We start from the raw sequence: 21448 nt of genomic DNA, 5'->3' as shown, positions 1-21448 counted from the left end.
CTCCCACCCGCACCCACATCCTGAGGTGCGGGCGGGATATCACCGCAGCGCTGGGGTGGGCTTACTCCCCGCCCTCGTCGCCGGCGAGCGACCATTCGAGCACCCGGGCCAGGTGATCGTAGGCGCCGTACTTGCTGGCATATTGCGGGTAGGGCCGCGCCGTGTAGGCCGCCTCGCCGGTCATGAACCGGGCCACCAGCCCCTTGAGCCGCGCGGCGTGCTCGGCCACGATCGCCTCCACGCCGCGCTCCTCGCCCCGGGGCGGCTTCACCGGGATCGGGACGAAGGGCTTCCGCCCGCCCGAGGCGTGGACGTAGAGCAGGTCCGGCGTCGTCTTCGCGGCCGGGAGGTCCGCGAAGGCGCCGTGCATCAGCATCGCCGCCTCCAGGGTGAGCTGCGGCGAGAACCCGGTGAAGATCATCTTCGCCGAGGGCGGCGTCCCGGTCTTGTAGTCGACGATGCAGGCGGTGCCGTCCGGCCGCAGCTCGATCCGGTCGGCCCGGGCGCGCAGCGTGAAGGTCTCGCGCCCCATCGGGATCACCCAGCGCCCGGAGACCTCCGGGTAGACCCGGGTCAGGCCGGGCCGGCGCTGCGCCTCCCAATCGAGATAGGCCGAGGCCATGCGCTCGTAGCGCGGCCACCACTCGGCGTAGAGGTTCGGGTACTCCGCCTCGATCTCGCCGAAGGCGTTCACCGCGAGGTTCAGCAGACGCTCCGCCGCGTCCGGCGGCAGGTCCGCCGGGTGGCGTGCGGCGAACTCCGCGAAGACGTCGTGCACCAGGGAGCCGCGGGTGGCGACGCCCGGCGCCGCCGCCAGGGGATCGAGGGGATCGAGCCCGAGAACGTGGCGGGCGAAGATGCTGTAGGGATCGCGCACCAGCGTCTCGATCTCGGTGACGCTGAGCGAGCGCGGGAACAGGGCCGGGTCCGGCTTCGGCGCGGGGCGCTTCAGCCGCGGCTCCGGCGGCGCCGCGTCGAGCCGCGCGGCGAGGCCCGTGATCCGGCGCCCCGCGCGCAGGACGGCGTCCCAGCGGGCATCGCCCGAGAGGGCGCGCAGGCGCTGGATCAGGCGCGACGGCACGGTCGGCGCGCCCTCCCGCTTCAGCGCCCGGGTGATCACCGCGTCGCGGCAGCCGAGCGCCTGCACGAAGTCGTGGGCCATCTGCCCGATCCGCCGCTCGGGCGGATTGAGGCCGACCCGCTCGCGCATCGGCCGGTTGAGGAACGAGTCGGTCAGCGTGCGCACCGGCCAGACGCCCTCGTCCAGCCCGCCGAGCACCACGCGGTCCACCGAGAGCAGGCGCGCCTCCAGCAGCCCGAGGATGCGCAGGCGCGGATGCGGCGCCTCGCCCGAGCAAGCGACCTTGCGCTCCCGGGCCAGCGACGTGAAGAAGGTGGCGTAATCGTCGAACCGCCCCGGCATCAGGCCGGGTTCGGCCATCTCCAAGTCGTCGAACAGCGCGTCGAGGCAGGACAGGGATCCGTCCGTCTCCGCCGGGGAAGCGTCCTCCGGCCCGGCGATCAGGCGGTCGCACGCCTCCCGGTGCCCCGTGGCGGTGGTGACGAGGTCGCAATCCCCGGCCCCGTCCGGGCCCGGAAAATCCCGGAACACCACATCCAGCCGGTCCAGCAGGTCCGCCGCCAGCTCCCAGTCGACGTCCTTCAGGCGGCGCTTGGCCCGGGGCCGGTGCTCGGGCGGTCCGGCGCGCTCGGCGGCGAGGGCCTTGCGCAGGCCGTCGAAGCCCGGGGCCGGGACCGGGCCGCGCAGCAACCCGATCTCCAGGGCCGCGGCGCCCCGGACCACGTCGGGGCGCGGCAGCCCGAGATGGACCATCGGATGGGAGAGCAGTGCGATCAGCCGGGCGGGGATCGCGTCGGCCTGATCGCGCGCGAGGTCGGCGGCGAGTTCCGCCGCGAGCCGGGCGAGCCGCCCGGCGGCGCTTCCGGCGAGGGACAATCCGGCGGAATCCTCCGCCACGATGCCCCAGCGCAGCAGTTCGACGGCGACCCGGCCGGCGAGCCCGCGGTCGGGCGTGATGAGGGCCGCGGTGGCGCCGGGGGTCTGGAGGGTCTCGCGCAGCGCCAGCGCCGCGACCAGCGCCTCCTCGCGCTCGTCGGCCGCCTCGGCGAGCGCGAGCCCGTCGAGGCCCAGGCGGGCAACGGTGTCGCGCTCGGCCGGGTCGAGGGCGGCCCACGCATCGGTGGTGTCGGCCGGACGGAGGGCCTGCGACAGGAGCGCGGCCCGCGCCGCCTGGCCGGCATCGGGCTCGCCGAGGGCGACGACCTCCGCGCGGCCGATGTTGAGGTTCTCCGGCCCGAGCAGCCGGTGCAGCACCGCCTGCGGGTGGCCGTGCGCGATCACGCGGGAGAAGCCCTCGCCGGTGTCGATGCCGTCCCATCCGGCCGCGTCGAGGTCGAGATCGAGCCCGGGCAGGACCACGGCGCCGTGGGGCAGCTTGGCCACGGCGGCGATGAGCCGGGCCGTGGCCGGCACGGAGCCCAGCGACCCGGCGACGATCACCGGGTCCTGGGTCGCGCTGCGCGACAGGCGCCGCTCCTCCGCGAGGACGAGCCCGCGGGCGCGGGCGACCGGATCGGCGAGTCCCCGCTCGGCCAGGAGCTTCGGCCAGTTCTCGGCGGCGATCTTCACGAAGTCGAGGGTCAGGCCGAAATAGCGGGAATACTCGGCCTCGACGGCCGCGCCGATCTCCGACCAGGGCAGGCCCTCGACGGTGAGCGCGTCCATCAGGCGCTCGAGATCGCCGGCGAGCCCGACGGCGTCGGCGGGGGAGGACGGCACGAGGAACGGCACCTCGGCATCCAGCGGCAGCAGCGTCCGGTCGACGGTCTTGGCCCAGGCCTGGACGAGGCGGGCCAGGATCAGACGACGCTCCAGCGGCGGCATCGGGATGCTCAGGGGGTCGGCGTTCTCCTCCAGCAGCGGCTCGGCGGCGAGGTCGAGTTCGGCCTCGTCGGCCTCGCCGAGGGGTATCATCCGCGGCAGCAGCGTCGCCTGGCCGGGCGCGTCCCGGCCGAGCCTCTCGGCCAGGATCGCGCCGAGGGCCCGGGCCGCGCGGCGGGTCGGCAGGTAGATCGTGACCGCGGCGAGGGCCAGCGGATCGCCCGCCACCGGACCGACGAGGCGGCCGGAGAGCAGCGCCTCGGCGAGCGTCGGCAGGAACGGAACGCCGCGGGAGATGGTGAAGACGGCCTGTCGGGCGGGCATGGGGGCTTCTACGCCCCCGCCGGGCTCGCGGACAGGGGGCGATGGGCCGCTGGGGAAACGATCGCGCGGCTCCCCCCACCCCGCGTAGGTCAGGGATCCGGGCGCGTTCCGCCGCGGACCTCAGCCCTTCGCCCTCGCGGCGGCGCCGTAGCCGGCGCGGCGGCCGAACACGACGCCGGAGGTCAGCCCCGAACCGCCGGGATAGCCGTTGAAGAAGACGCCGCCGACCATCTCGCCGCAGGCGTAGAGGCCGGGAATCGCGCCGCCGTCCGCGCGCTCCACGCCGCCGTCGTCGCCGACCTCGACGCCGCCGTAGGTGAAGGTGATGCCGCCCGTGACCGGGTAGGCCTTGAACGGCCCGGTCTCGATCTTCTGCGCCCAGTTCGACTTCGGCAGGGCGAGCCCCCGTGTGCCGCGCCCGTCCTTCACGGTCGGATCGAACGGCACGCTCTCGTCCACGGCGGCGTTGAACGCCGCGATGGTCCGCCGCGCCGCCGCCCGGTCGATGCCCTCGAGCCGCTCGAGGAGCCCGTCCAGCGTGTCGGCCTCGACGTAGTGCGCGTCGTGGAACCGGTACTCGCTGTAGAGCAGGTGATCGACCTTGGCGTCGAAGATCTGCCACGCCACGTGCCCGGGCTGCTCCATGATCGAGCGGCCGAACTGGGCGTAGGTGTAGTTGCGGAAATTCTTGCCCTCGTCGACGAAGCGCTCGCCGTTCGCGTTCAGCATCAGACCCAGGAAGTAGCAGATCTTCCGGTAGTGCTTGCGCTCGCCGTGCGGCAGGTCGAGGTTGCCGTAAGCGGGGGTGTGCAGGTCCATCGGCGTGGCGTGGCAGCCGCCGTAGAAGCCGTGGGCCTTCGCGCCGAGGTCCAGGGCCATCTGGAGCCCGTCGCCCTGGTTGTGGGGCGTGCCGCGCACCCGCGCCCTGTCCCAGCCCGCGCCGATGAAGCGCGTGCGGAGGGCGGCGTTCGACTCGAAGCCGCCGCAGGCCAGCACCACGGACGCCGCCCGGACCGGCCCCTGCGGCGTCTCCACGCCGACGACGCGCCCGTCCTCCACGATCAGCCCCCGGGCCGGGCAGCCGTAGCGGATCTCGCCGCCGGCCCTCGTGAAGGCCTCAAGCTCGGCCCGTGCGAGCCCGAAGCCCTCGTCGTGCGTGGCGAGCGTCAGGCCGCCCCAGAACACGAAGCGCCCGTCCTTCTCGAAGGATTGGCGGGAATAGATCGGCTCGAACTTCACCCCCTGCGTGGCGAGCCAGCGCAGAGCCGCGCCGCTCTCGTCGATCAGGATGCGCTGCTCGCGCGAGAGCGGCCGCCCGTCGTTGAAGCCGAGCAGGTCCTCCTCGAACTTCTGCGCCGTGTAGGCGCCGAAATCGGTCCGCGGCAGGCGCGGATCCTCGGGATCGACCAGCAGCGGAATCAGGTCGTCGTTGCCCGCGTAGACGAAGCGCATGGCGCCGGCCGTGTAGGCGGTGTTGCCGCCGGCGAGGTCCCGCTCGGCCTTCTCGATCATCAGCACCGAGGCGCCGCGCTCCAGGGCGGCGAGACCGGCGCTCATGGCGGCATTGCCCGACCCGACCACGACCACATCCCACCGCGCATCGTCCGGACGCTGCATCCCTGCCTCCTCTCACCGGCCTCTCTCGCCTCATTGTATACGACTGCATGCAATTGGCGGCAAGCGTTTCGGCCCCCTCGGTTTCGCGCTATGGCCGAGCGAGGAGAGCCGGACATGAAGGCCAGCGAAGCGGAGCGCTCCAGCGGCGCCGGCGCCTATGAGCGGCTGCTGCGGGCGATCGAGGAGGGCGAACTCGCGCCCGGCAGCCGCCTGCGCGAGGCCGAACTCGCCGAGCGGTTCCAGATCAGCCGCACGCCGGTGCGGGAAGCCCTCGGCCGGCTGGAGGCGCAGGGACTCGTCGCCCACGAGCCGCATCGCGGCGCCAGCGTGGCGCAGCTCGACTACGGCCAGGTGAGCGAGCTCTACGACCTGCGCGAGGTGCTGGAGGGGACGGCCGCGCGCCTCGCGGCGATCCACGCCAGCGCGGTCGAGACCGAGATCCTGGAGGAGATGGTCGCCCGGGACCGGACGCTGCTCGGGGACGCGCCCGCGCTGGCCCGGACCAACCGGCTGTTCCACCGGCAGATCCACGGGGCGGCGCGCAACCGCTTCCTGCAGAGCACGCTGGAGACGATGCGGCTGTCGCTGGTGCTGCTGCCGGGCGCCACAACCCTGGCGGCCCCGGATCGCGCCGCGGAGTCGCTCGCCGAGCACGCCGCCATCGTGGCGGCGATCCGGGTCCACGACGGGGATGCCGCCGAGGCCGCCGCCCGGGCCCATATCCGCGCCGCCTTCAAGGCGCGGATCCGGATCTGGCAGGAGAGCTGAGCGGCCCCGGCCCTCAGGCGTGGGCGGGCACGCGCTCCAGTCCCGCCCGGCCCCGGAACAGGGCGAGCGTCGCGACGATGCCGCAGGCGGCCGCCGCCATCAGCCAGTAGCTCGGCGCCGCCCGGTCGCCGGTCTTCTCGATCAGGAAGGTCGAGACCATCGGCGTGGCCGTGCCGAACAGCGCGGTGGCGAGGCTGTAGGCCAGCGAGAAGCCGCTCGCGCGGACGTGCGGCGGCACCACCTCGGAGAGGGAGACCACCATCGCGCCGTTGTAGACGCCGAAGAAGAACGAGAACCACAGCTCGACGGCGAGCATCTTGCCGAAGGTCGGGTCGGCCACGAGCCAGTGCAGGGCCGGGTAGGTCGTCAGCAGCGACAGGGTCGAGATCGTCAGCAGCACCGGCTTCCGGCCGACGGCGTCCGACAGGGCCCCGCCCACGGGCAGCCAGATGAAGTTCGTGATCGCCACGAACAGCGTGACGATCAGGCTGTCGGTCTCGGTGAGCTTGAGGACGTTCCTGCCGAAGGTCGGGGTGTAGACGGTGATCATGTAGAAGGTCACCGTCGTCATCGTGGTCAGCATCATGCCGAGCAGGACGATCCGCCAGTTGGCCGCCACCGTGGTCAGGATCTCGCGGGTGCTCGGATGGTGGGTCCGCTTGGCGAAGTCCTGCGTCTCCTGGAGCGAGCGCCGGATGAAGAAGATGAACGGCACGATCAGGCAGCCGATCAGGAACGGGATGCGCCAGCCGAAATCGCCGATCTGCTGCTTGGTCAGGAAGGCGTTCAGCCCGTAGCCGATCAGGGCGGCGAACATGATCGCCACCTGCTGGCTCGCCGACTGGAACGACGTGTAGAAGCCGCGCCGACCGGGCGTGGCGATCTCGAACAGGTAGATCGAGACGCCGCCGATCTCGACGCCCGCCGAGAAGCCCTGCAGCAGGCGCCCGGCGAGGACGATCAGCGGGGCCGCGACGCCGATCGTGTCGTAGCTCGGGCAGAAGGCGATGAGCACCGTGCCGCTCGCCATGATGGCGAGCGTGATGATCAGGCCCTTCCGGCGACCGATCCGGTCGATATAGGCGCCCAGCACGATCGCCCCGAGCGGCCGCATCAGCGCCCCGAGCCAGAACGTGCCGAAGGTTAGGAGCAGCTCGGTGGTCTCGTTGCCCGAGGGGAAGAACGCCCGCGCGATGTAGGTGGCGTAGAACCCGAACAGAAAGAAGTCGAACATCTCCAGGAAGTTGCCGCTCGTCGAGCGGAGGATCGCGCCGATCCTCGACTGGAGCGTGGCCCCGACGGCCCCGGGATCACCGGCCATGACGACGTCCTTTCCGGGTGCCCATCAGGCACCGATCCACTTCATGGCGACGATCGTGCCGGTCACGGTCAGCGCGCCGCCGATGCGGGTGGCGATCTGCGCGAAGGGCATCAGCGCCATGCGGTTCGCCGCCGTGAGGATCGCCACGTCGCCGGTGCCGCCCTGACCGCTGTGACAGGCGTTCACGATGGCGGTCTCGATCGGGTACATCCCGAGCCAGCGGCCGACGAAGAAGCCGACTGCCATCAGCGTCACGACGGTCGACACGATCGTGATCAGATTGACCAGGGTGAAGGCGGCCATCAGCTCGTGCCAGGGGGTGAGCGCCACGCCGATGGCGAAGAGCAGCGGGTAGGTCATCGAGACCTGCACGAACTTGTAGACGACGAAGCCGCCGGCCTGGAGGTGGGGCGACACCGCGCTGGCGAGCTTCGCCAGAACGGCGAGGAACAGCATCGCCACCGGCGCCGGCAGGCCGACGAGGTGATGGGCCATGACACCGAGCAGGTAGAGGGTGATCGCCGTGAGCCCGGCCGCGCCGATCGTCGCGGGGTCGATCTGGCCCTTGGCGGCCTCGGCCCTGGCCTGGGCGTCGCTCGACTTGATGCCGTCGGAATCGGGCTGGAGACGGCCCTCGCCGGTGAGGTGCGGGTAGCGCTTGCCGACGGAGTTCAGGGCTCCCGACAGGATGATCGCGGTCAGGGAGCCCAGCATCACCGGCGGCAGCACCTGGGCGAAGACCACGCCCTGCTGCAGGCCGAGGATCGCCGCGTAGCCGATGGAGAGCGGAATCGCCCCCTCCCCGACGCCGCCGGCCATGATCGGCACGACGATGAAGAAGAACGTCTTGTAGGGGCCGAGGCCGAGCAGCGTGCCGACCAGCGTGCCGACCAGGGCCGCCGCCACCGAGCCGAGGGCGAGCGGCGCGAAGATCTTGAGGAAGCCCTTGATCAGGACCTCGCGGTCCATGCCGAGGATCGAGCCGACGATGATCGTGGCGATGTAGATGTAGAGGAAGTTGGTGAACTTGGTGAAATCGGTGATCGCCTTCACCATCTGCGGCGGCACCAGCGCGTAGTAGACCAGCGCCGACGGGATGAAGGTCGCGAAGATCGCGCCGGCACCGATGTTCTTCAAGATGGGGATCCGCTTGCCGATCTCCGCGCAGGTGAAGCCGCCCATCACCAGCACGGCGATCATGGTCGGCCCGTCGGGCTTGATCTCGCCCTCCTGAACCAGGACGGTGAGGAGGATCGCCAGAATGACGAAGATCGGGAGCGGTATGATGCCGATCTTAAAGTCGATCAGGCGCCACCAAACGTCCGGCCAGAACCGGGCCGCGCGCCCGTTCTCCACCCGCCCCTCTGCCGGCGAGGGGATCGGGCTCGGTGATGCGGTGCTGGTCATGGCGTCCCCCCGGATCTCTGACCGCTTGCGGGCCGTTTCGCCGCGCCCTCGCGACCGCGGCCTGAACCGCGATTCGTCGAGTCCCGCACGATTGGCGGCGGATTGAGTGATCTCCGGCGTAGCAGCGCGGATAAGGGGCGGCAACGCGATCCAGGGAACAAAGGACGCGACCTGTCCCGTCGGCCGGGATTAAGACCCCGGCTCCGTCGTGGTCACCGGGCACGGAGATGGCCCGGCGTCGACCGGGCCATGACGGCATCGCGCGGGGACAGGCGACGGGACCGAGGCCCCGCCGCCGGGATCGTCGATCAGAAGTCGCGCTGGACGCGGAAGCGGACCTGCGAGACCGAGTCCTGCGTCACGGTGCGCGGGACGAAGGTGCCGTTGTTGATGCCGGCGACGTTGGCGTAGGCGGTGGGGCTCTTATCGGAGTCGATGGCGCGTCCGTGCTTCACGCCGATCTGGGTGTAGAAGGCCTCGACGCCGATATCGAGATCGCGCACGGGCGACCAGATGATGCTGCCGCCTGCGACGAACTGGTAGGTGTCGCGCAGAGCTTGGCTCAACTGGTAGAAGCGCGTTCCGGGCGCGCCGACCGCGTTGGAGCCGAAATTGGCGGCGCCGTTGAAGTTCAGGACGTTGTAGAGCGCGCCCTGGGCGAGGCGGGCATTGCGGGAGAAATCCTGCTCTCCGTAGGAGCCGAAGACCGCCGAGCGCCATTCCGGCGTCCAGTAATGCAGGAACGACGCGACCGCCGAGAAGGATTGCGATGTCTGCAGCTGGCCGGTGAACGGGTTGACCGTCGCGTCCGAGAAGCTCTGGTAGATCTTCTGGCCATGGAAGCCGTTGTTGAGCTGCGTGTAGCAGCCGGTGAAGGCGCAGTACCCCGTGTACATCTGCGCCCCGTCGGCGTAGGCGCCCTGGAGATAGAGGGCATCCCCCAGCGCGACGAAGGGTGCGTTGATCTTCAGGCCGCCCTGCACGGCCCAGCCCTCGACGCTCTTGGTGTGCGCGACGCTGACATTGGCGCCCGGCGCGGGCGTCGCCGCGATGTTGCCCACGTTCAGCTCGTGCACCGCGGCGGAGAGCTGCGCCGAGCCCCAACCCTGATCGACGCGCAGGACGCCGACGACGTCGGGCAACCGCTCGCGCTGGACGCTGTCGATGCTGCCGACCCCGATCGGGGCACCTCCGAAGTAGCCGACGAAGACCGGGCTCGCCGGCGACGCGGTGCCGGCCGGCGCGTAGATCGGGCTGCGCCGGAAGACCGGGTCCTCGACCGACAGCGTCGCCGACAGGCCGTAGCCGGCCGACACCGTGTAGGCGAGAAGGTTGGTGGAGGAGACATCCGAGCCGGAGGTCGCGCCGTAGATCTCGAAGTCGTGGGCGTAGAAGTCGAAGAAGGACGACGCGCGACCGGCCGTGAGGCCGGCGAACTGGATGAACGCCTTGTCCACATTCATGAATTGCTGCGCGTGCCCGGCCTCGTCGACGCCCGTGGCGTCGTAGGCCTGCCCGATGCGGGCCTGGGTCCCCGAGCGCGCGTACCCGGTGCGGGACCCGGCATCGAGGCGAACGAAGGCGCGCAGCGTGCCGTAGGCGGTCTGCGTGCGGGCATCGAGGTTGATGCGCAGACGGCCCTGATAGCCCGCACTGTCACCGGCGTTCGTTCCGGCCTGCCGCGTCGACGCTGTCATGTATCCGCCCTCGAACCGGGCACGGCCGGAGATGCGAAGGCAGGTATCGGTGCCGGGAATGTAGAAGAAGCCTGCGCCGTACGCGCCGCAGACGCGGACGTACTCGACCGGCACACCCTTCCTGATCGGCAAGTCGGCGGCGTGTGCAGCGCCCACGGCCGCGAACGCGGCAGCAGACCCCAACAGCGATGATCTCAGTAACGGCATCGACGTCTCCGGATTTTGAAGCTCAAATCTCGCAAACGGATGAGCAAGACCGGAAATTCCAAGTATAATCTGTGATTATCTCACGGACTTCTGGGTAGTTCTAGCTTGCTACGACGGTTCTGTGGCCCATTTGCCGGGATACACTGTGCATCGGCCGTCGTGCGCGCAACAAAGATTCGATCTTTTCTCCGATCTTCCAAGATAATGTTGTACGATCGCAACAAGACGCGCCAAAATAATACAAGAAAGATCGATCATTACTGATTTTATCAGCCGACCCGAAGATTAAAGGCGCAGGTCAGATAGTGTTATTTCAAGTTCTCTCGCGCGATCCCCACCAATCGACGGGCGCCGGTCCGGAAGGCGGGTCAGGGCTGTCGCGCGGGCCGCATCCGGCCAGTGAGTCATCGCGGCCGCGGTCGAAACCGGCTCGGCGTCCCGCAGCGGACCTGCGGCCGCCGGCAATCGATTCGAAGCGCGTGCCGCGCTTGTCCGGCTCGTCGGCCTGAAGACCGGATTGTCCGTCGGATGGCGTGCGCCGCACGACGCGGCGGCACCGTTTCGGCTGGATAGAAGCGGAGCACGCTCGGACAGTGGAACCGGTCAAACGAGGCCGCGCAGCGTCAGCTGCCCGCGCGCGGCGCGGAGCAGCGCCGGCGCTCCTCACCGGCAGGTCATCGACCGGGGCACGCGCAGCGAGTCGCCCGGCGGGACGCCGGACTGTGCCCGCCCGGGAACGGCGGTTCCGTCAGCGGACCCGCGCCCGGTCACCGCTCCGCGCGACGCCACGACGGCGCGGCGGCGGTCGCGCCGGATCGCGTCGGCGACCTCGTCCGCGGGCAGACCGCCTCACGGGCCGGGAGCGGCCCGACACAACGAAAAAGGCCCGGCCGAAGCCGAGCCTTGAGGTTTCTGAAGCACGGGGACCGGCGCGGAGGCCGAAGCCCCGGCGCCGGTGGAGTGGCTTAGAAGTCGCGCTGGACGCGGAAGCGGAAGGTGGAGACGCTGTCCGCCGTCGTGGTCCGCGGCACGAAGGTGCCGTTGTTGATGCCGGCGACGTTCGCGTAGGCCGTCGGGCTCTTGTCGCGGTCGATCACGCGGCCGTTCTTCACGCCGATCTGGGTGTAGAAGCCCTCGACACCGATATCGAGGTCCTTCACCGGCGACCAGATGATGCTGCCGCCCGCCACGAACTGGTAGGTGTCGCGCAGCGCCTCGCTGAGCTGGAAGAACCGGGTGCCCGGCACGCCGACGCCGTTCACGCCGAAGGAGTTACCGGTCGGGTTGGCGAGCGCGAAGGCCGCGCCTTGGGCAAGACGGGCACCGCTGCTGTAGCTCATCTCACCGTACGACCCGAAGAAGGCCGAGCGCCACTCCGGCGACCAGTAGTGGAGGTACGAGGCCGTCGCGGTGAAGCTCGTGGACTGCTCCAGCTGCCCCGTGAACGGGTTGAGCGTCGCGTCGTTCATGTACTGCGCGAACTTCTGGCCCTGGATGGTGGCCGGGTTCTGCGAGTAGCAGCCGCTGAAGGCGCAGTAGCCGGTGTACATCTGCGCACCGGAGCCGTAGGCGCCCTGCAGGTAGAGGGCGTCGCCCGGCGCGATGAACGGCGTGTTGATCTTCAGGCCGCCCTGCACCGCCCAGCCGTACGAGTTGCTGGTGTGCGGGATGCTGACGTTCGAGCCGGTGCCGGTGCCGGCGCCGTTCGCCACGTTGCCGACGTTCAGCTCGTGGACGGCGGCCGAGACCTGAGCGGAGCCCCAGGCCTGGTCGAGGCGCAGGGCGCCGACGAAGTCGGGCATGCGCGAGCGCTGGATCACGTCGACGAAGCTGTACCGGGTCGGCACGCCGTTGGTGTAGCCGATGAACACCTCGGCCGGCGACTGGGACTGTGCGAAGTTCGCGATGTTGGCGTTGACCGTCACGCCGCCCGGGTTGTTCGTCTGCGAGAAGATCACGCTGCGGCGGAAGACCGGATCTTCGGCCGAGATCGTCGCGGACAGGCCGTTGCCGAGCGTGGCCGTGTAGGCGAGCAGGTTGGTCGAGGCGATGTCGGAGCCGAGCGTGGCGCCGGCGAACTCGAAGTCGTGGGCGTAGAAGTCGAAGAACGACGAGGCGCGACCGGCGGTCATGCCGGCGAACTGGATGAACGCCTTGTCGACGTTCACGAACTGCTGGGCGCGGCCGAACTGATCGATGCCGAGGCCCGGGAAGGCCTGGCCGATACGCTGCTGGGTGCCGGAGGTGCCGACGCCGGAGTAGCCCGTGCGTGAGCCGGCATCGAGGCGGACGAAGGCGCGCAGCGTGCCGTAGGCGGTCTGGGTGCGGGCATCGAGGTTGATGCGCATCCGGCCCTGGTAGCCCGACGTGTCGCCGTTGCTGCCCTGACGCGAGTAGCTGGTCATGTAGCCGCCCTCGAACCGGGCGCGGCCGGAGAGACGCAGGCAGGTGTCGGTGCCGGGAATGTAGAAGAAGCCTGCGCCGTAGGCGCCGCAGACGCGGACGTACTCGATCGGGACCGCCTTCTTGACCGGCAGGTCGGCGGCATGAGCAGCACCCACCGCCGCGAACGCAGCAGCAGACCCGAGCAATGAGCTCTTCAAGAGCTTCATAGACATCTCCAAAGCTTCGAGACCCAATGATGCGGACGTGCCCGGTTATCCGGGTCTAGCCGCACGTTCTGTAGGTTTGGCCCGCGTCTTAAGTGGCAGGCTCCTGCGGGCTCTCGCTTGGCGATGCCCCCGTGCACGATCACCATGTGCGAACGGGTTTCTGCGAGCAACGAGGATTCGCGGCCGCCTCGGCAGTTCCAGCGCGATGTTGCGGCCTGGCAACATTCTCGGGGTGCTTTAGTCGGCAATGGTTCGCCGAATGTGCACGAATGCTGTCCTGAGCGGCTGACCTGCCGCTCCGACGGGCAGCGGCCCGCCCGGACCCGATCCGGGTCCGGGCGGGCTCTCGCCGTCTCAGGCGATTCGCCGGCGCGGCGGCACCGGAAGGCCGCCGCTCGTGGATGTGTCGGGCGGCGGCCTCACCATGGACCGACTCACATGGGCGGCGTCAGTCCATCCTTGCCGACGGCGACGCGCCGGGCGGTGATGCGCCCGTCATCCCCGCGCGCGGCGATCACGAAGACCTTGGCGCCGGGCGTCACGGCCGAGGCGCTGGCGGGCTCGAAGCTGACGACCGGCGCCTGCGGCGGCACCAGGATCTGCAGGGACTGGCCCTGGCCGTAATCGACCGTGAGGGTCCGCTCCGCCCCGCCGCCGCTCGCCTTCACCGTCCCGTTGGTCATCGCACTCTTCACGCGGGGCGCGTCCGGCGCGGTCGAGCGCATGTCCGTCTTCACCGTCCCGTTGGTCATGGCGCTCTTCACCGGCGCGCCGCCCGCGGTGCGGTCGGGGATCATGTCCCAGTCGTAGTGTCCCTCGCCGGTGCCGCGCATCGCCTCGGGAAACAGCACCACCTCCAGGGCCACCGGCGGCTCGCCCTTCGTGGCGGTGCCGATGAAGACGCCGTCCTTGATCGCGTCGAGGCTCGACGGAACGACCCAGGAGACCTTCGCGTCGGGGGCGAGCCCCACGGTTTCCGACGCGCCGTCGATCGTCTTCAGCGTGAAGCCGCCGCCCGCGACCGCCTCGACGGTGCCGCGCAGGCGCTCGACCTTCGGCGCCGCCTGCGCAGCGGTGGTGACGGCCAGCAAGCCCATCAGTGCGAGCGTCGTGAGTTTTGCCATGGGTATTATCTCTTCTCGCTGCCGGGATCGTCGCGACCGGCGGGACGTGGGGCGGGATCGCGTGACGACAGCCCTGGAGGGCCTGTGACATCGCACCCGGGTTTCGCGCCCGCGCCCGGCCCGGTTACGCGTCCCCGGCCTCTCCCAGGCGACTCAGGAACGGCGCGGCCGCCGCCTCCGCGGCCGCCTCCACAGCGCGGTACCGGCGCACCACGTCGGCGCCCAGGGCGGAGAGGCGCGCGCCCCCGCCGGCCCGGCCGCCGGTCTGCGCCTCGACCACGGGCCGGCCGAAGCCGGTGTTCATCGCCTCCACCAGCAGCCACGCCCGGCGGTACGACATGCCGAGCGCGCGGCCCGCGCCGGCGATGGAGCCGTGCTCGGCGATCATCTCGAGAAGCCGCACCTTGCCGGGACCGAGGCGGTGTCCCGGTCCGAGATCGATGCGGATGCTGAGCCGGGGCGCCTCGCCCGCGGCCGGGGCGGGGCTCCGGAGCGGGCCGGGTGAGGCGCTCAGGCGGGGAGCGCCAGCAGCGCGAGGCCGGCCGCGGCGAGGCCGGCGCCGAGGGCCGGGGCGGCCCGCGTCGCTCCGATCCGCGACGCCGCGACGCCGACGCCGATCCCCGCGGCGTGCAGGAGCGCGGTGGCCGCGAGGAAACCGAGGCCGAAGGAGAGGCCGGAAGCGGTCTCCGGCATCTCGGCCCCGTGGGCGTAGCCGTGGAACACCGCGAAGACGCCGACCAGAGCGGCCAGCAGGGCGACCGGCGCGCGGAGGCCGACGACGGCGGCGAGACCGAACACGACGATGGACAGCGCGATCGCGATCTCGACATGCGGCAGCACCACGCCGGCCAGGCCCAGGCCCGCCCCCACGCTCATCAGCGCCAGGAACGACAGGGGCAGCGCCCAGAGCGCCCGCCCGCCGCGCAGGCTGGCGAGGAGGCCGACCGCGACCATCGCGAGCACGTGGTCGGCGCCCAGAAGCGGATGGAGGAAGCCCGCCTCCGCGCCCGTCGCGGCGCCGTGGCCCGGGTGGGCGAGCGCCGCCTGGGGCAGCAGGATGAGTGCCGCCGGCAGGAGCGCCAGGGATGCGGCGGGTCGGGAGGAGAGCAGGCGCTTCATCGAGGATCCTTCGCTGGACCCGCGAAGATGTAGCGCCCTTCCGCCGCCGCTGCGAGGGGCCGGCGAACGATGATGCGGCCGCGCGGCGGCGCCGCGAGCCGGGGCCTCAGAGCGACATCGCCTCGTGGACCGCGGATGGGGCGAACGGCTCCGAGAAGGCGGCCCCGACGCCGTGGGTGAAGTGGCGCATCACCGTGGCGGTCTTTCGCCCGACGCGGATCATCGCTCCGATCTCCAGCTCGTGGTCGACGAGCAGGGCGACGCCGGAGGCCGAGACATTGAGGACGTGGCCCTGGAAGGCCTCGCCCGTCGCGGTCGTGACCTGGACGATCTTCTGCCTCGGTACGATTCGCCGGTGAGCCCGGACCGGCTCGGGCTGCAGATCCTGGGCGCGCGCCAGCGTCACGAACTGCCGGGCGAGATCGGTGAGGATCGCGCGCCCGCCCCGGACACAGACGATGAATTCCTGGCCGGCCACGCGGGCGATGCGGGCCTCGAGCGTCCCGATATGGCGGATGCTGCAGGTGAGATCCTCACCCGGCGCCAGGAGCGAGGAGGATCGGAACCGGATACCCTCGGTCGAGACGTCGGCGGTCACGGCGTAGAAATCGCGACGCCGCTGGTTCCAGCACAGAGCAGGCAACATGACGATGTGCCGCCGAACCATCGCACCCGTATCATCATGAAGAAGACATCGGTGACCTTCTGGGGCCCGAGATTTTTCCGGGCTGTTCAGGCAAACCGTAAAATTGGCCTTATCCCGATCTCCGGCGGGCCGCGTTCCCGATGCCGGGCCGCACGGCGCGGAACCAACCTTTCCGTCCCACCTCGGCGCTCGGCGCGGGGTGCGCGAACGTCGCGCTCCGAGGGCCGCCGACCGCGGCGGTGCGATCGCGCCACCAACTGAATACAAGATGCATCTTGACCCTATGGCACGGATGCTGCCTTGGGATTGTGCATGCCACACGGCCGCGCAACACTGCCGGTCGCTCCTGGAACGGACGCGGCCGATCCGCACCGCTCCTCCCGCCGCCATCCGGACCGGTCTCATGTTGCGTCTCGCCGCTTGTCTCCTCGCCGGGTTCGTCCTCGCCGGCCCCGCCGCCGCGCAGACCCTGCGCTACGGCATGATGGAGGATCCGGACGCCCTCGACCCGACGCTCGCCCGGACCTTCGCGAGCCGGATGGTGTTCGCGGCGCTCTGCGACAAGCTCGTGGATATCGGGCCCGATCTGAAGCCGGTGCCGCAGCTCGCCACCTCCTGGGAGCTGTCGCCCGACGAGAAGGCGCTGACCATGCACCTGCGCCCGGGTGTCCTGTTCCACGACGGCGAGAAGCTCGACGCCGCGGCGGCCAAGTTCTCGATCGAGCGGCACATGAAGATGCCGGGCTCGCAGCGCCGCTCGGAGATCGCGCCGATCGACTCGGTGGACGTCGTCGACGACCTGACCTTCCGGATCAACCTGAAGCAGCCCTTCGCGCCGCTGCTGGCGCAGTTCACCGACCGGGCCGGCATGATGGTCTCGCCCAAGGCCGCCGAACGGCTCGGCGACAAGTTCGCCACCGCGCCGGTCTGCGCCGGACCGTACAAGTTCGTGGAGCGGGTGCCGCAGGACCGGATCGTGGTCGAGCGCTTTCCCGACTACTGGAACAAGGACGCGATCCACATCCAGCGGGTCGAGTTCCGGCCGATCCCCGACGCCACCGTGCGGCTCACCAACCTGCGCGCCGGGCAGCTCGACCTGCTTGAACGGCTCGCCCCCACCGACGTGGCGCAGGTGAAGCGCGACGCCAAGCTGAAGCTCGACTCGACCACCGAGCTCGGCTTCCAGGAGATCCTGTTCAACCCCAACAAGGCCGGCTCGCCGGTCTCCGACCCGAAGGTGCGCGCCGCCTTCGAGGCGGCCATCGACCGCAACGCCATCAACCAGGTCGTCTACAACGGCGAGTTCCTGGCCGGGAACCAGTGGGTCAACCCGAAGAACCCGAACTACGTCGCCGAGTACCCGATCCCGAAGCGGGACGTCGCCAAGGCCAAGGCGCTGCTGGCCGAAGCCGGCAAGCCGAACCCGCAGATCACCCTGACCGTCTACGCCAACAGCGAGTCGCCGCAGGTGGGCCAGGTGATCCAGGCCATGACCAAGGAGGCGGGCTTCGACGTGAAGATCCAGGCCGTGGACTTCACCACCGCGCTCGATGCCGCCGACAAGGGCAATTACGAGGCGCAGCTCTATTCCTGGAGCGGCCGCTCGGACCCGGACGGCAACACGTTCAGCTTCCTGGCCTGCAAGGCGGCGCTGAACTATCCCAAGTACTGCAGCCCCGAGGCCGACGCGGCGCTCCAGGCCGAGCGCGGCACCGTCGATCCGGCCAAGCGCAAGGCCGCCTGGAAGGCCCTGGCCGATCAGGTCCTGAAGGACCGGCCGGGCATCTACATTCTGCACCGCAAGCTGCTCTGGGCCTACAGCCAGAAGATCACGGGCTTCGTGCCCTACCCGGACGGGCTGGTGCGCTTCACCGGGCTGAAGCTGAACTGATGCTGCGGTTCCTGGCGCGTCGCCTCGCCCTGGCGGTCCCGACCCTGATCCTCGCCTCGATGATCATCTTCGCCCTGCAGCAATTGCTGCCGGGCGACGTCGCCACCGCGCTCACCGGCGAGGAGCGCGACCCGCAGGTGATCGCCTTCATCCGCGAGAAGTACCACCTCGATGAGCCCCTGCCGGTGCGCTACGCGTACTGGGCCGGCGGCGTGCTGCGGGGCGATCTCGGCGAGTCGATCCGGCTGCAGAAGCCGGTCTCGGAGCTGATCGTCGAGAAGCTGCCGGTGACGCTGGAACTCGCCTGCCTCGCCATGCTGGTGGCGCTCGCCATCGGCGTGCCCATGGGCGTGCTCTCGGCGGTCAGGCGCGGTCAGGCCGCCGACACGATCGCCAACGGCGTGGCCCTCTGGGGGCTGTCGGTGCCCAATTTCTGGCTCGGGATCCTGCTGATCCTGCTGTTCTCGGTCGAGCTCGGCTGGCTGCCGGCCTCCGGCTACGTCTCGCCCTTCGAGAGCCTGTCGGACAACCTCGCCGCCATGGTGATGCCGGCCTTCGTGCTCGGCAACGCCATCGCGGCGGTGATGATGCGCCACACCCGCGCGGCGATGCTGGGCGTGCTGGGCTCCGACTACGTCCGCACGGCCCGCGCCAAGGGCGTCTCGCCCCTGCGCGTTACCCTCCGGCACGCGCTGCCCAACGCCGCGATCCCGATCATCACCCTCGGCGCGCTGGAGTTCGGTCAGCTCCTGTCCGGGGCGGTGCTCACCGAGCAAGTGTTCTCCGTGCCGGGCTTCGGCAAGCTGATGGTCGATGCCGTCTTCAACCGGGACTTCGCCACCGTGCAGGGCGTCGTGATCTGCACGGCGGCCACCTACATCGCCCTGAACCTCGCCGCCGACCTGCTCTCGGCCGCCGTCAATCCGAAGCTGAGGCGGGCATGAGCACCGGCAGCGAGATCGCCCGCGCCGAGGCGGTCGGCCTGGAGTCCGCCCCGTCCGGTACCCCCGCCCCCGCCATCCTTCAGGAACCCGGCACCCTCGCGGCCTTCTGGCGGCGCCTGCGCGCGCGCCGGAGCGCGGTCGCGGGCCTCATCATCGTCGGCCTGCTGGTGCTGATGGCGGCGTTCGCGCCCTGGATCGCCCCCTACGACCCCACCGCCACCGACTGGGGCAATGTCCGCGGCGCGCCGAGCCTCGCGCACCCGTTCGGCGGCGACGAGGTCGGGCGCGACGTGCTCTCGCGGATCATCTTCGGCGCCCGGGCCTCGCTCGGCGCCGGCCTCGTCTCGGTGGCGCTGGCCGTCTCCCTCGGCCTGCCCCTCGGCCTGCTCGCCGGCTACGCGGGCGGCTGGATCGACGGCGCGATCTCCCGGCTCACCGACGCGCTCCTGGCGATCCCGTTCCTGATCCTGGCGATCGCGCTGGCCGCCTTCCTGGGCCCGAGCCTCGTCAACGCGATGATCGCCATCGGCCTGTCGGCGACCTCGACCTTCATCCGGCTAACCCGGGCGCAGGTGCGCGCCGTGGCGGCGGAGGAGTTCGTGGAGGCGGCCCGCGCCATGGGCAACCCGCCCTGGCGGATCGCCCGGGTCCACATCCTGCCCAACATCGTCCCGGCGATCCTCGTCCAGGCGACCCTCACCATCGCGGCCGCGATCATCGCGGAGGCGAGCCTGTCCTTCCTCGGTCTCGGCCAGCAGCCGCCGGAACCGTCCTGGGGCGCGATGCTCAACACCGCCAAGAACTTCATGGACGAGGCGCCCTGGATGGCGATCTGGCCGGGCCTGTCGATCTTCCTGGCGGTGCTCGCCTTCAACCTGTTCGGCGACGGATTGCGGGACGCCCTCGACCCGAGGCAGCGCACATGACCAAGCCCCTCCTCGACGTCCGCGACCTCGCGGTCGCCTTCGACACCGACGGCGGCGCGGTCCACGCGGTCAACGGCGTGTCCTACACCCTGCACGAGGGGGAGACGCTGGGGATCGTCGGCGAGTCGGGCTCCGGCAAGAGCGTGCACGTGCTCGCCATGTTGGGCCTGATCCCGCGCCCGCCCGGCCGCATCACCGGCGGGCAGGTGCTGTTCGAGGGCCGCGACCTCCTCGCCCTGAAGGAGCGGGAACTCCGAAAGATCCGCGGCGGCGCGATCGGCTTCGTCTTCCAGGACCCGATGAGCTCGCTCAACCCCGGCATGACCGTGGCGGCGCAGATCGTCGAGCCCCTGCGCATCCATCTGGGCCTCGACGCCCGCGCGGCCCGCGCCCGGGCGAAGGACCTGCTCGATCTCGTGCGCATCCCGAACGCGGCCGCCCGCCTCGACCAGTACCCGCACGAGTTCTCCGGCGGCCAGCGCCAGCGGGTCATGATCGCCATCGGTCTCAGCTGCCGCCCGAAGCTGCTCATCGCCGACGAGGCGACCACCGCCCTCGACGTCACCGTCCAGGCCGAGATCGTCGCCCTGGTGCAGGAGCTGAAGCGCGAGCTCGGCATGGCGATCATCTGGATCACCCACGATCTCGGCGTGGTGGCCGGCATCAGCGACACCGTGCAGGTGATGTATGCCGGCCGGATCCTGGAACGCGGCCCGGTCGACGACATCTTCTCGGATCCGCGCAACGCCTACACGCTGGGGCTGCTGCGCTCCCTGCCGGACCTGTCCGGCGGCCGGGCCGGGCGGCGGCGCCTGCACCAGATCGAGGGCGCGCCGCCGGACATGCGCCACCCGCCGCCGGGCGATCCCTTCGCGCCGCGCAACGCCTTCGCCACGCCCCGCTGCCGGGCCGAGATGCCGTCCCTGGCGCAGGCGCCCGGTGCCGCTCCGGGCCACCTCGTCGCCGCCTGGTACGACCTGCCGAAGCTCCTGAGCCGGGAGGCCGCACGATGAGCGGGCAGGATTACCCGGTCGTCTCGGTGCGCGACCTGTCCAAGCACTATCCCCTCCGCTCGTGGTGGGGCGGCAAGGCCTCGGTGTTCCGCGCCGTCGAGGGGGTCAGCTTCGACATCCGCCCCGGAGAGACCCTCGGCCTCGTCGGCGAATCCGGGTCCGGCAAGTCGACCATCGGCCGGGCCGTGACCATGCTCAACCCGCCGACCTCGGGCACGATCGCCTTCGAGGGCACCGACCTCGCCAAGCTCTCGGCGGGGGCGATGCGGAGGATGCGCGCGCGCATCCAGACCGTGTTCCAGGACCCCTACGCGGCCCTAAACCCGCGGATGAGCGCCGGGGAGTACGTCGCGGAGGCCTTCAAGCTGCACCGGCGGGATATGCGGGGTCCGGAGCGGCGGGAGGCCGTAGCGGCCCTGTTCCAGCGGGTCGGACTCGATCCGCGCTTCATGGGGCGCTACCCGCACCAGTTCTCGGGCGGCCAGCGGCAGCGCATCTGCATCGCCCGGGCGATCGCCCTGAAACCCAGCTTCATCGTCGCCGACGAGCCGATCGCGGCGCTCGACGTCTCGATCCAGGCGCAGGTGGTGAACCTGCTTCAGGATCTGCAGGACGAGATGGGCCTCTCCTACCTGTTCATCTCCCACGACCTGCGGATGGTGCGCTACCTCTGCCACCGGGTGGCGGTGCTCTGGCGCGGGCGGATCGTCGAACTCGCCGAGGCCGATGCCCTCTACGAGGATCCGCGCCATCCCTACACGCGCCGCCTGCTCGCCGCCGTGCCGGTCCCGCACCCGGCCGAGGAGCGCGCCCGCCTCGCCGCGCGGGACCTCGCCGGCCACGACCAGCCGCCGGATGGGCCGCTCACCGAGGTGGCGCCGGGGCACTGGGTGGCGCTGCCCGCGGGGCAGCACGCGTGACAGGCTTACA

16 protein-coding genes are annotated in these 21448 nt (G+C 70.7%); 6 read left to right on the top strand and 10 right to left on the bottom strand.

Annotated features, from left to right (window positions below):
- Positions 1 to 61 precede the first annotated feature (61 nt).
- Positions 62 to 3226, bottom strand: coding sequence for a double-strand break repair protein AddB (addB, locus tag J3A75_RS00570; protein WP_071000431.1), 3165 nt, complete (start codon positions 3224 to 3226; stop codon positions 62 to 64).
- Between the two features lie 120 nt (positions 3227 to 3346).
- The gene (tcuA, locus tag J3A75_RS00565; RefSeq protein WP_071000430.1) at positions 3347 to 4843 is read right to left on the bottom strand and encodes an FAD-dependent tricarballylate dehydrogenase TcuA; all 1497 of its coding nucleotides are present in this window, start codon (positions 4841 to 4843) and stop codon (positions 3347 to 3349) included.
- A 114-nt stretch (positions 4844 to 4957) separates the two neighbouring features.
- Between tcuA and J3A75_RS00560 the strand changes: the two genes are divergently transcribed.
- Entirely contained in the window at positions 4958 to 5611 is a 654-nt protein-coding gene (locus J3A75_RS00560; RefSeq protein ID WP_012321996.1) for a GntR family transcriptional regulator, read from the top strand.
- A 13-nt stretch (positions 5612 to 5624) separates the two neighbouring features.
- On the opposite strand, the gene J3A75_RS00555 is transcribed toward J3A75_RS00560, so the two are convergent.
- The 8 genes from J3A75_RS00555 to J3A75_RS00520 all read right to left on the bottom strand — a co-directional run bounded on the left by J3A75_RS00555 (position 5625) and on the right by J3A75_RS00520 (position 15744).
- Positions 5625 to 6932: an MFS transporter gene (locus J3A75_RS00555; RefSeq protein ID WP_024828298.1), complete on the bottom strand. Its 1308-nt coding sequence runs from the start codon at positions 6930 to 6932 to the stop codon at positions 5625 to 5627.
- 24 nt (positions 6933 to 6956) lie between these two features.
- Positions 6957 to 8339, bottom strand: a complete 1383-nt coding sequence (locus tag J3A75_RS00550) for a 2-hydroxycarboxylate transporter family protein (RefSeq protein WP_024828299.1) — start codon at positions 8337 to 8339, stop codon at positions 6957 to 6959.
- A 308-nt stretch (positions 8340 to 8647) separates the two neighbouring features.
- Positions 8648 to 10243: a porin gene (locus J3A75_RS00545; RefSeq protein ID WP_063111951.1), complete on the bottom strand. Its 1596-nt coding sequence runs from the start codon at positions 10241 to 10243 to the stop codon at positions 8648 to 8650.
- 965 nt (positions 10244 to 11208) lie between these two features.
- Positions 11209 to 12855, bottom strand: a complete 1647-nt coding sequence (locus tag J3A75_RS00540) for a porin (protein WP_043074916.1) — start codon at positions 12853 to 12855, stop codon at positions 11209 to 11211.
- Positions 12856 to 13289: 434 nt separating this feature from the next.
- On the bottom strand, positions 13290 to 13979 hold the full coding sequence (locus J3A75_RS00535) for a hypothetical protein (RefSeq protein WP_024828302.1): 690 nt from the start codon (positions 13977 to 13979) through the stop codon (positions 13290 to 13292).
- A gap of 124 nt (positions 13980 to 14103) precedes the next feature.
- On the bottom strand, positions 14104 to 14382 hold the full coding sequence (locus J3A75_RS00530; RefSeq protein ID WP_024828303.1) for a winged helix-turn-helix domain-containing protein: 279 nt from the start codon (positions 14380 to 14382) through the stop codon (positions 14104 to 14106).
- 107 nt (positions 14383 to 14489) lie between these two features.
- Entirely contained in the window at positions 14490 to 15098 is a 609-nt protein-coding gene (locus J3A75_RS00525) for a HupE/UreJ family protein (protein ID WP_024828304.1), read from the bottom strand.
- 106 nt (positions 15099 to 15204) lie between these two features.
- Positions 15205 to 15744 carry a PilZ domain-containing protein gene (locus J3A75_RS00520; RefSeq protein WP_012321989.1) on the bottom strand — a complete coding sequence of 180 codons (540 nt, stop codon included), beginning with the start codon at positions 15742 to 15744 and terminating at the stop codon, positions 15205 to 15207.
- Positions 15745 to 16147: 403 nt separating this feature from the next.
- Between J3A75_RS00520 and J3A75_RS00515 the strand changes: the two genes are divergently transcribed.
- The 5 genes from J3A75_RS00515 to J3A75_RS00495 are packed head-to-tail and all read left to right on the top strand — an operon-like array spanning position 16148 to position 21438.
- Positions 16148 to 17635 (top strand): ABC transporter substrate-binding protein, encoded by a 1488-nt coding sequence (locus J3A75_RS00515; RefSeq protein ID WP_063111952.1) that lies wholly within the window; start codon positions 16148 to 16150, stop codon positions 17633 to 17635.
- Positions 17635 to 18579: an ABC transporter permease gene (locus tag J3A75_RS00510; protein ID WP_012321987.1), complete on the top strand. Its 945-nt coding sequence runs from the start codon at positions 17635 to 17637 to the stop codon at positions 18577 to 18579. The genes J3A75_RS00515 and J3A75_RS00510 overlap by 1 nt, the downstream gene beginning before the upstream one ends.
- Positions 18576 to 19505, top strand: coding sequence for an ABC transporter permease (locus J3A75_RS00505; RefSeq protein ID WP_024828307.1), 930 nt, complete (start codon positions 18576 to 18578; stop codon positions 19503 to 19505). Before J3A75_RS00510 ends, J3A75_RS00505 begins: the two co-directional genes overlap by 4 nt.
- Positions 19502 to 20518, top strand: coding sequence for an ABC transporter ATP-binding protein (locus J3A75_RS00500; RefSeq protein WP_127992080.1), 1017 nt, complete (start codon positions 19502 to 19504; stop codon positions 20516 to 20518). The genes J3A75_RS00505 and J3A75_RS00500 overlap by 4 nt, the downstream gene beginning before the upstream one ends.
- Positions 20515 to 21438, top strand: a complete 924-nt coding sequence (locus J3A75_RS00495) for an ABC transporter ATP-binding protein (RefSeq protein WP_043074913.1) — start codon at positions 20515 to 20517, stop codon at positions 21436 to 21438. Before J3A75_RS00500 ends, J3A75_RS00495 begins: the two co-directional genes overlap by 4 nt.
- Positions 21439 to 21448 lie beyond the last annotated feature (10 nt).

Source organism: Methylobacterium sp. PvP105 (assembly GCF_017876975.1).
Classification (GTDB): domain Bacteria; phylum Pseudomonadota; class Alphaproteobacteria; order Rhizobiales; family Beijerinckiaceae; genus Methylobacterium; species Methylobacterium radiotolerans.
This window is presented reverse-complemented; position numbering and strand designations above follow the sequence as displayed.

What these genes read in the sequence shown, in the direction of transcription:
- J3A75_RS00560 (WP_012321996.1), top strand. Translation starts at nt 4,958, where the DNA reads ATGAAGGCCAGCGAAGCGGAGCGCTCCAGCGGCGCCGGCGCCTATGAG.
- J3A75_RS00550 (WP_024828299.1), bottom strand. Translation starts at nt 8,339, where the DNA reads ATGACCAGCACCGCATCACCGAGCCCGATCCCCTCGCCGGCAGAGGGG.
- J3A75_RS00500 (WP_127992080.1), top strand. Translation starts at nt 19,502, where the DNA reads ATGACCAAGCCCCTCCTCGACGTCCGCGACCTCGCGGTCGCCTTCGAC.
- J3A75_RS00520 (WP_012321989.1), bottom strand. Translation starts at nt 15,744, where the DNA reads ATGTTGCCTGCTCTGTGCTGGAACCAGCGGCGTCGCGATTTCTACGCC.
- addB (WP_071000431.1), bottom strand. Translation starts at nt 3,226, where the DNA reads ATGCCCGCCCGACAGGCCGTCTTCACCATCTCCCGCGGCGTTCCGTTC.
- J3A75_RS00535 (WP_024828302.1), bottom strand. Translation starts at nt 13,979, where the DNA reads ATGGCAAAACTCACGACGCTCGCACTGATGGGCTTGCTGGCCGTCACC.
- tcuA (WP_071000430.1), bottom strand. Translation starts at nt 4,843, where the DNA reads ATGCAGCGTCCGGACGATGCGCGGTGGGATGTGGTCGTGGTCGGGTCG.
- J3A75_RS00545 (WP_063111951.1), bottom strand. Translation starts at nt 10,243, where the DNA reads ATGCCGTTACTGAGATCATCGCTGTTGGGGTCTGCTGCCGCGTTCGCG.
- J3A75_RS00515 (WP_063111952.1), top strand. Translation starts at nt 16,148, where the DNA reads ATGTTGCGTCTCGCCGCTTGTCTCCTCGCCGGGTTCGTCCTCGCCGGC.
- J3A75_RS00525 (WP_024828304.1), bottom strand. Translation starts at nt 15,098, where the DNA reads ATGAAGCGCCTGCTCTCCTCCCGACCCGCCGCATCCCTGGCGCTCCTG.
- J3A75_RS00540 (WP_043074916.1), bottom strand. Translation starts at nt 12,855, where the DNA reads ATGAAGCTCTTGAAGAGCTCATTGCTCGGGTCTGCTGCTGCGTTCGCG.
- J3A75_RS00510 (WP_012321987.1), top strand. Translation starts at nt 17,635, where the DNA reads ATGCTGCGGTTCCTGGCGCGTCGCCTCGCCCTGGCGGTCCCGACCCTG.
- J3A75_RS00555 (WP_024828298.1), bottom strand. Translation starts at nt 6,932, where the DNA reads ATGGCCGGTGATCCCGGGGCCGTCGGGGCCACGCTCCAGTCGAGGATC.
- J3A75_RS00505 (WP_024828307.1), top strand. Translation starts at nt 18,576, where the DNA reads ATGAGCACCGGCAGCGAGATCGCCCGCGCCGAGGCGGTCGGCCTGGAG.
- J3A75_RS00495 (WP_043074913.1), top strand. Translation starts at nt 20,515, where the DNA reads ATGAGCGGGCAGGATTACCCGGTCGTCTCGGTGCGCGACCTGTCCAAG.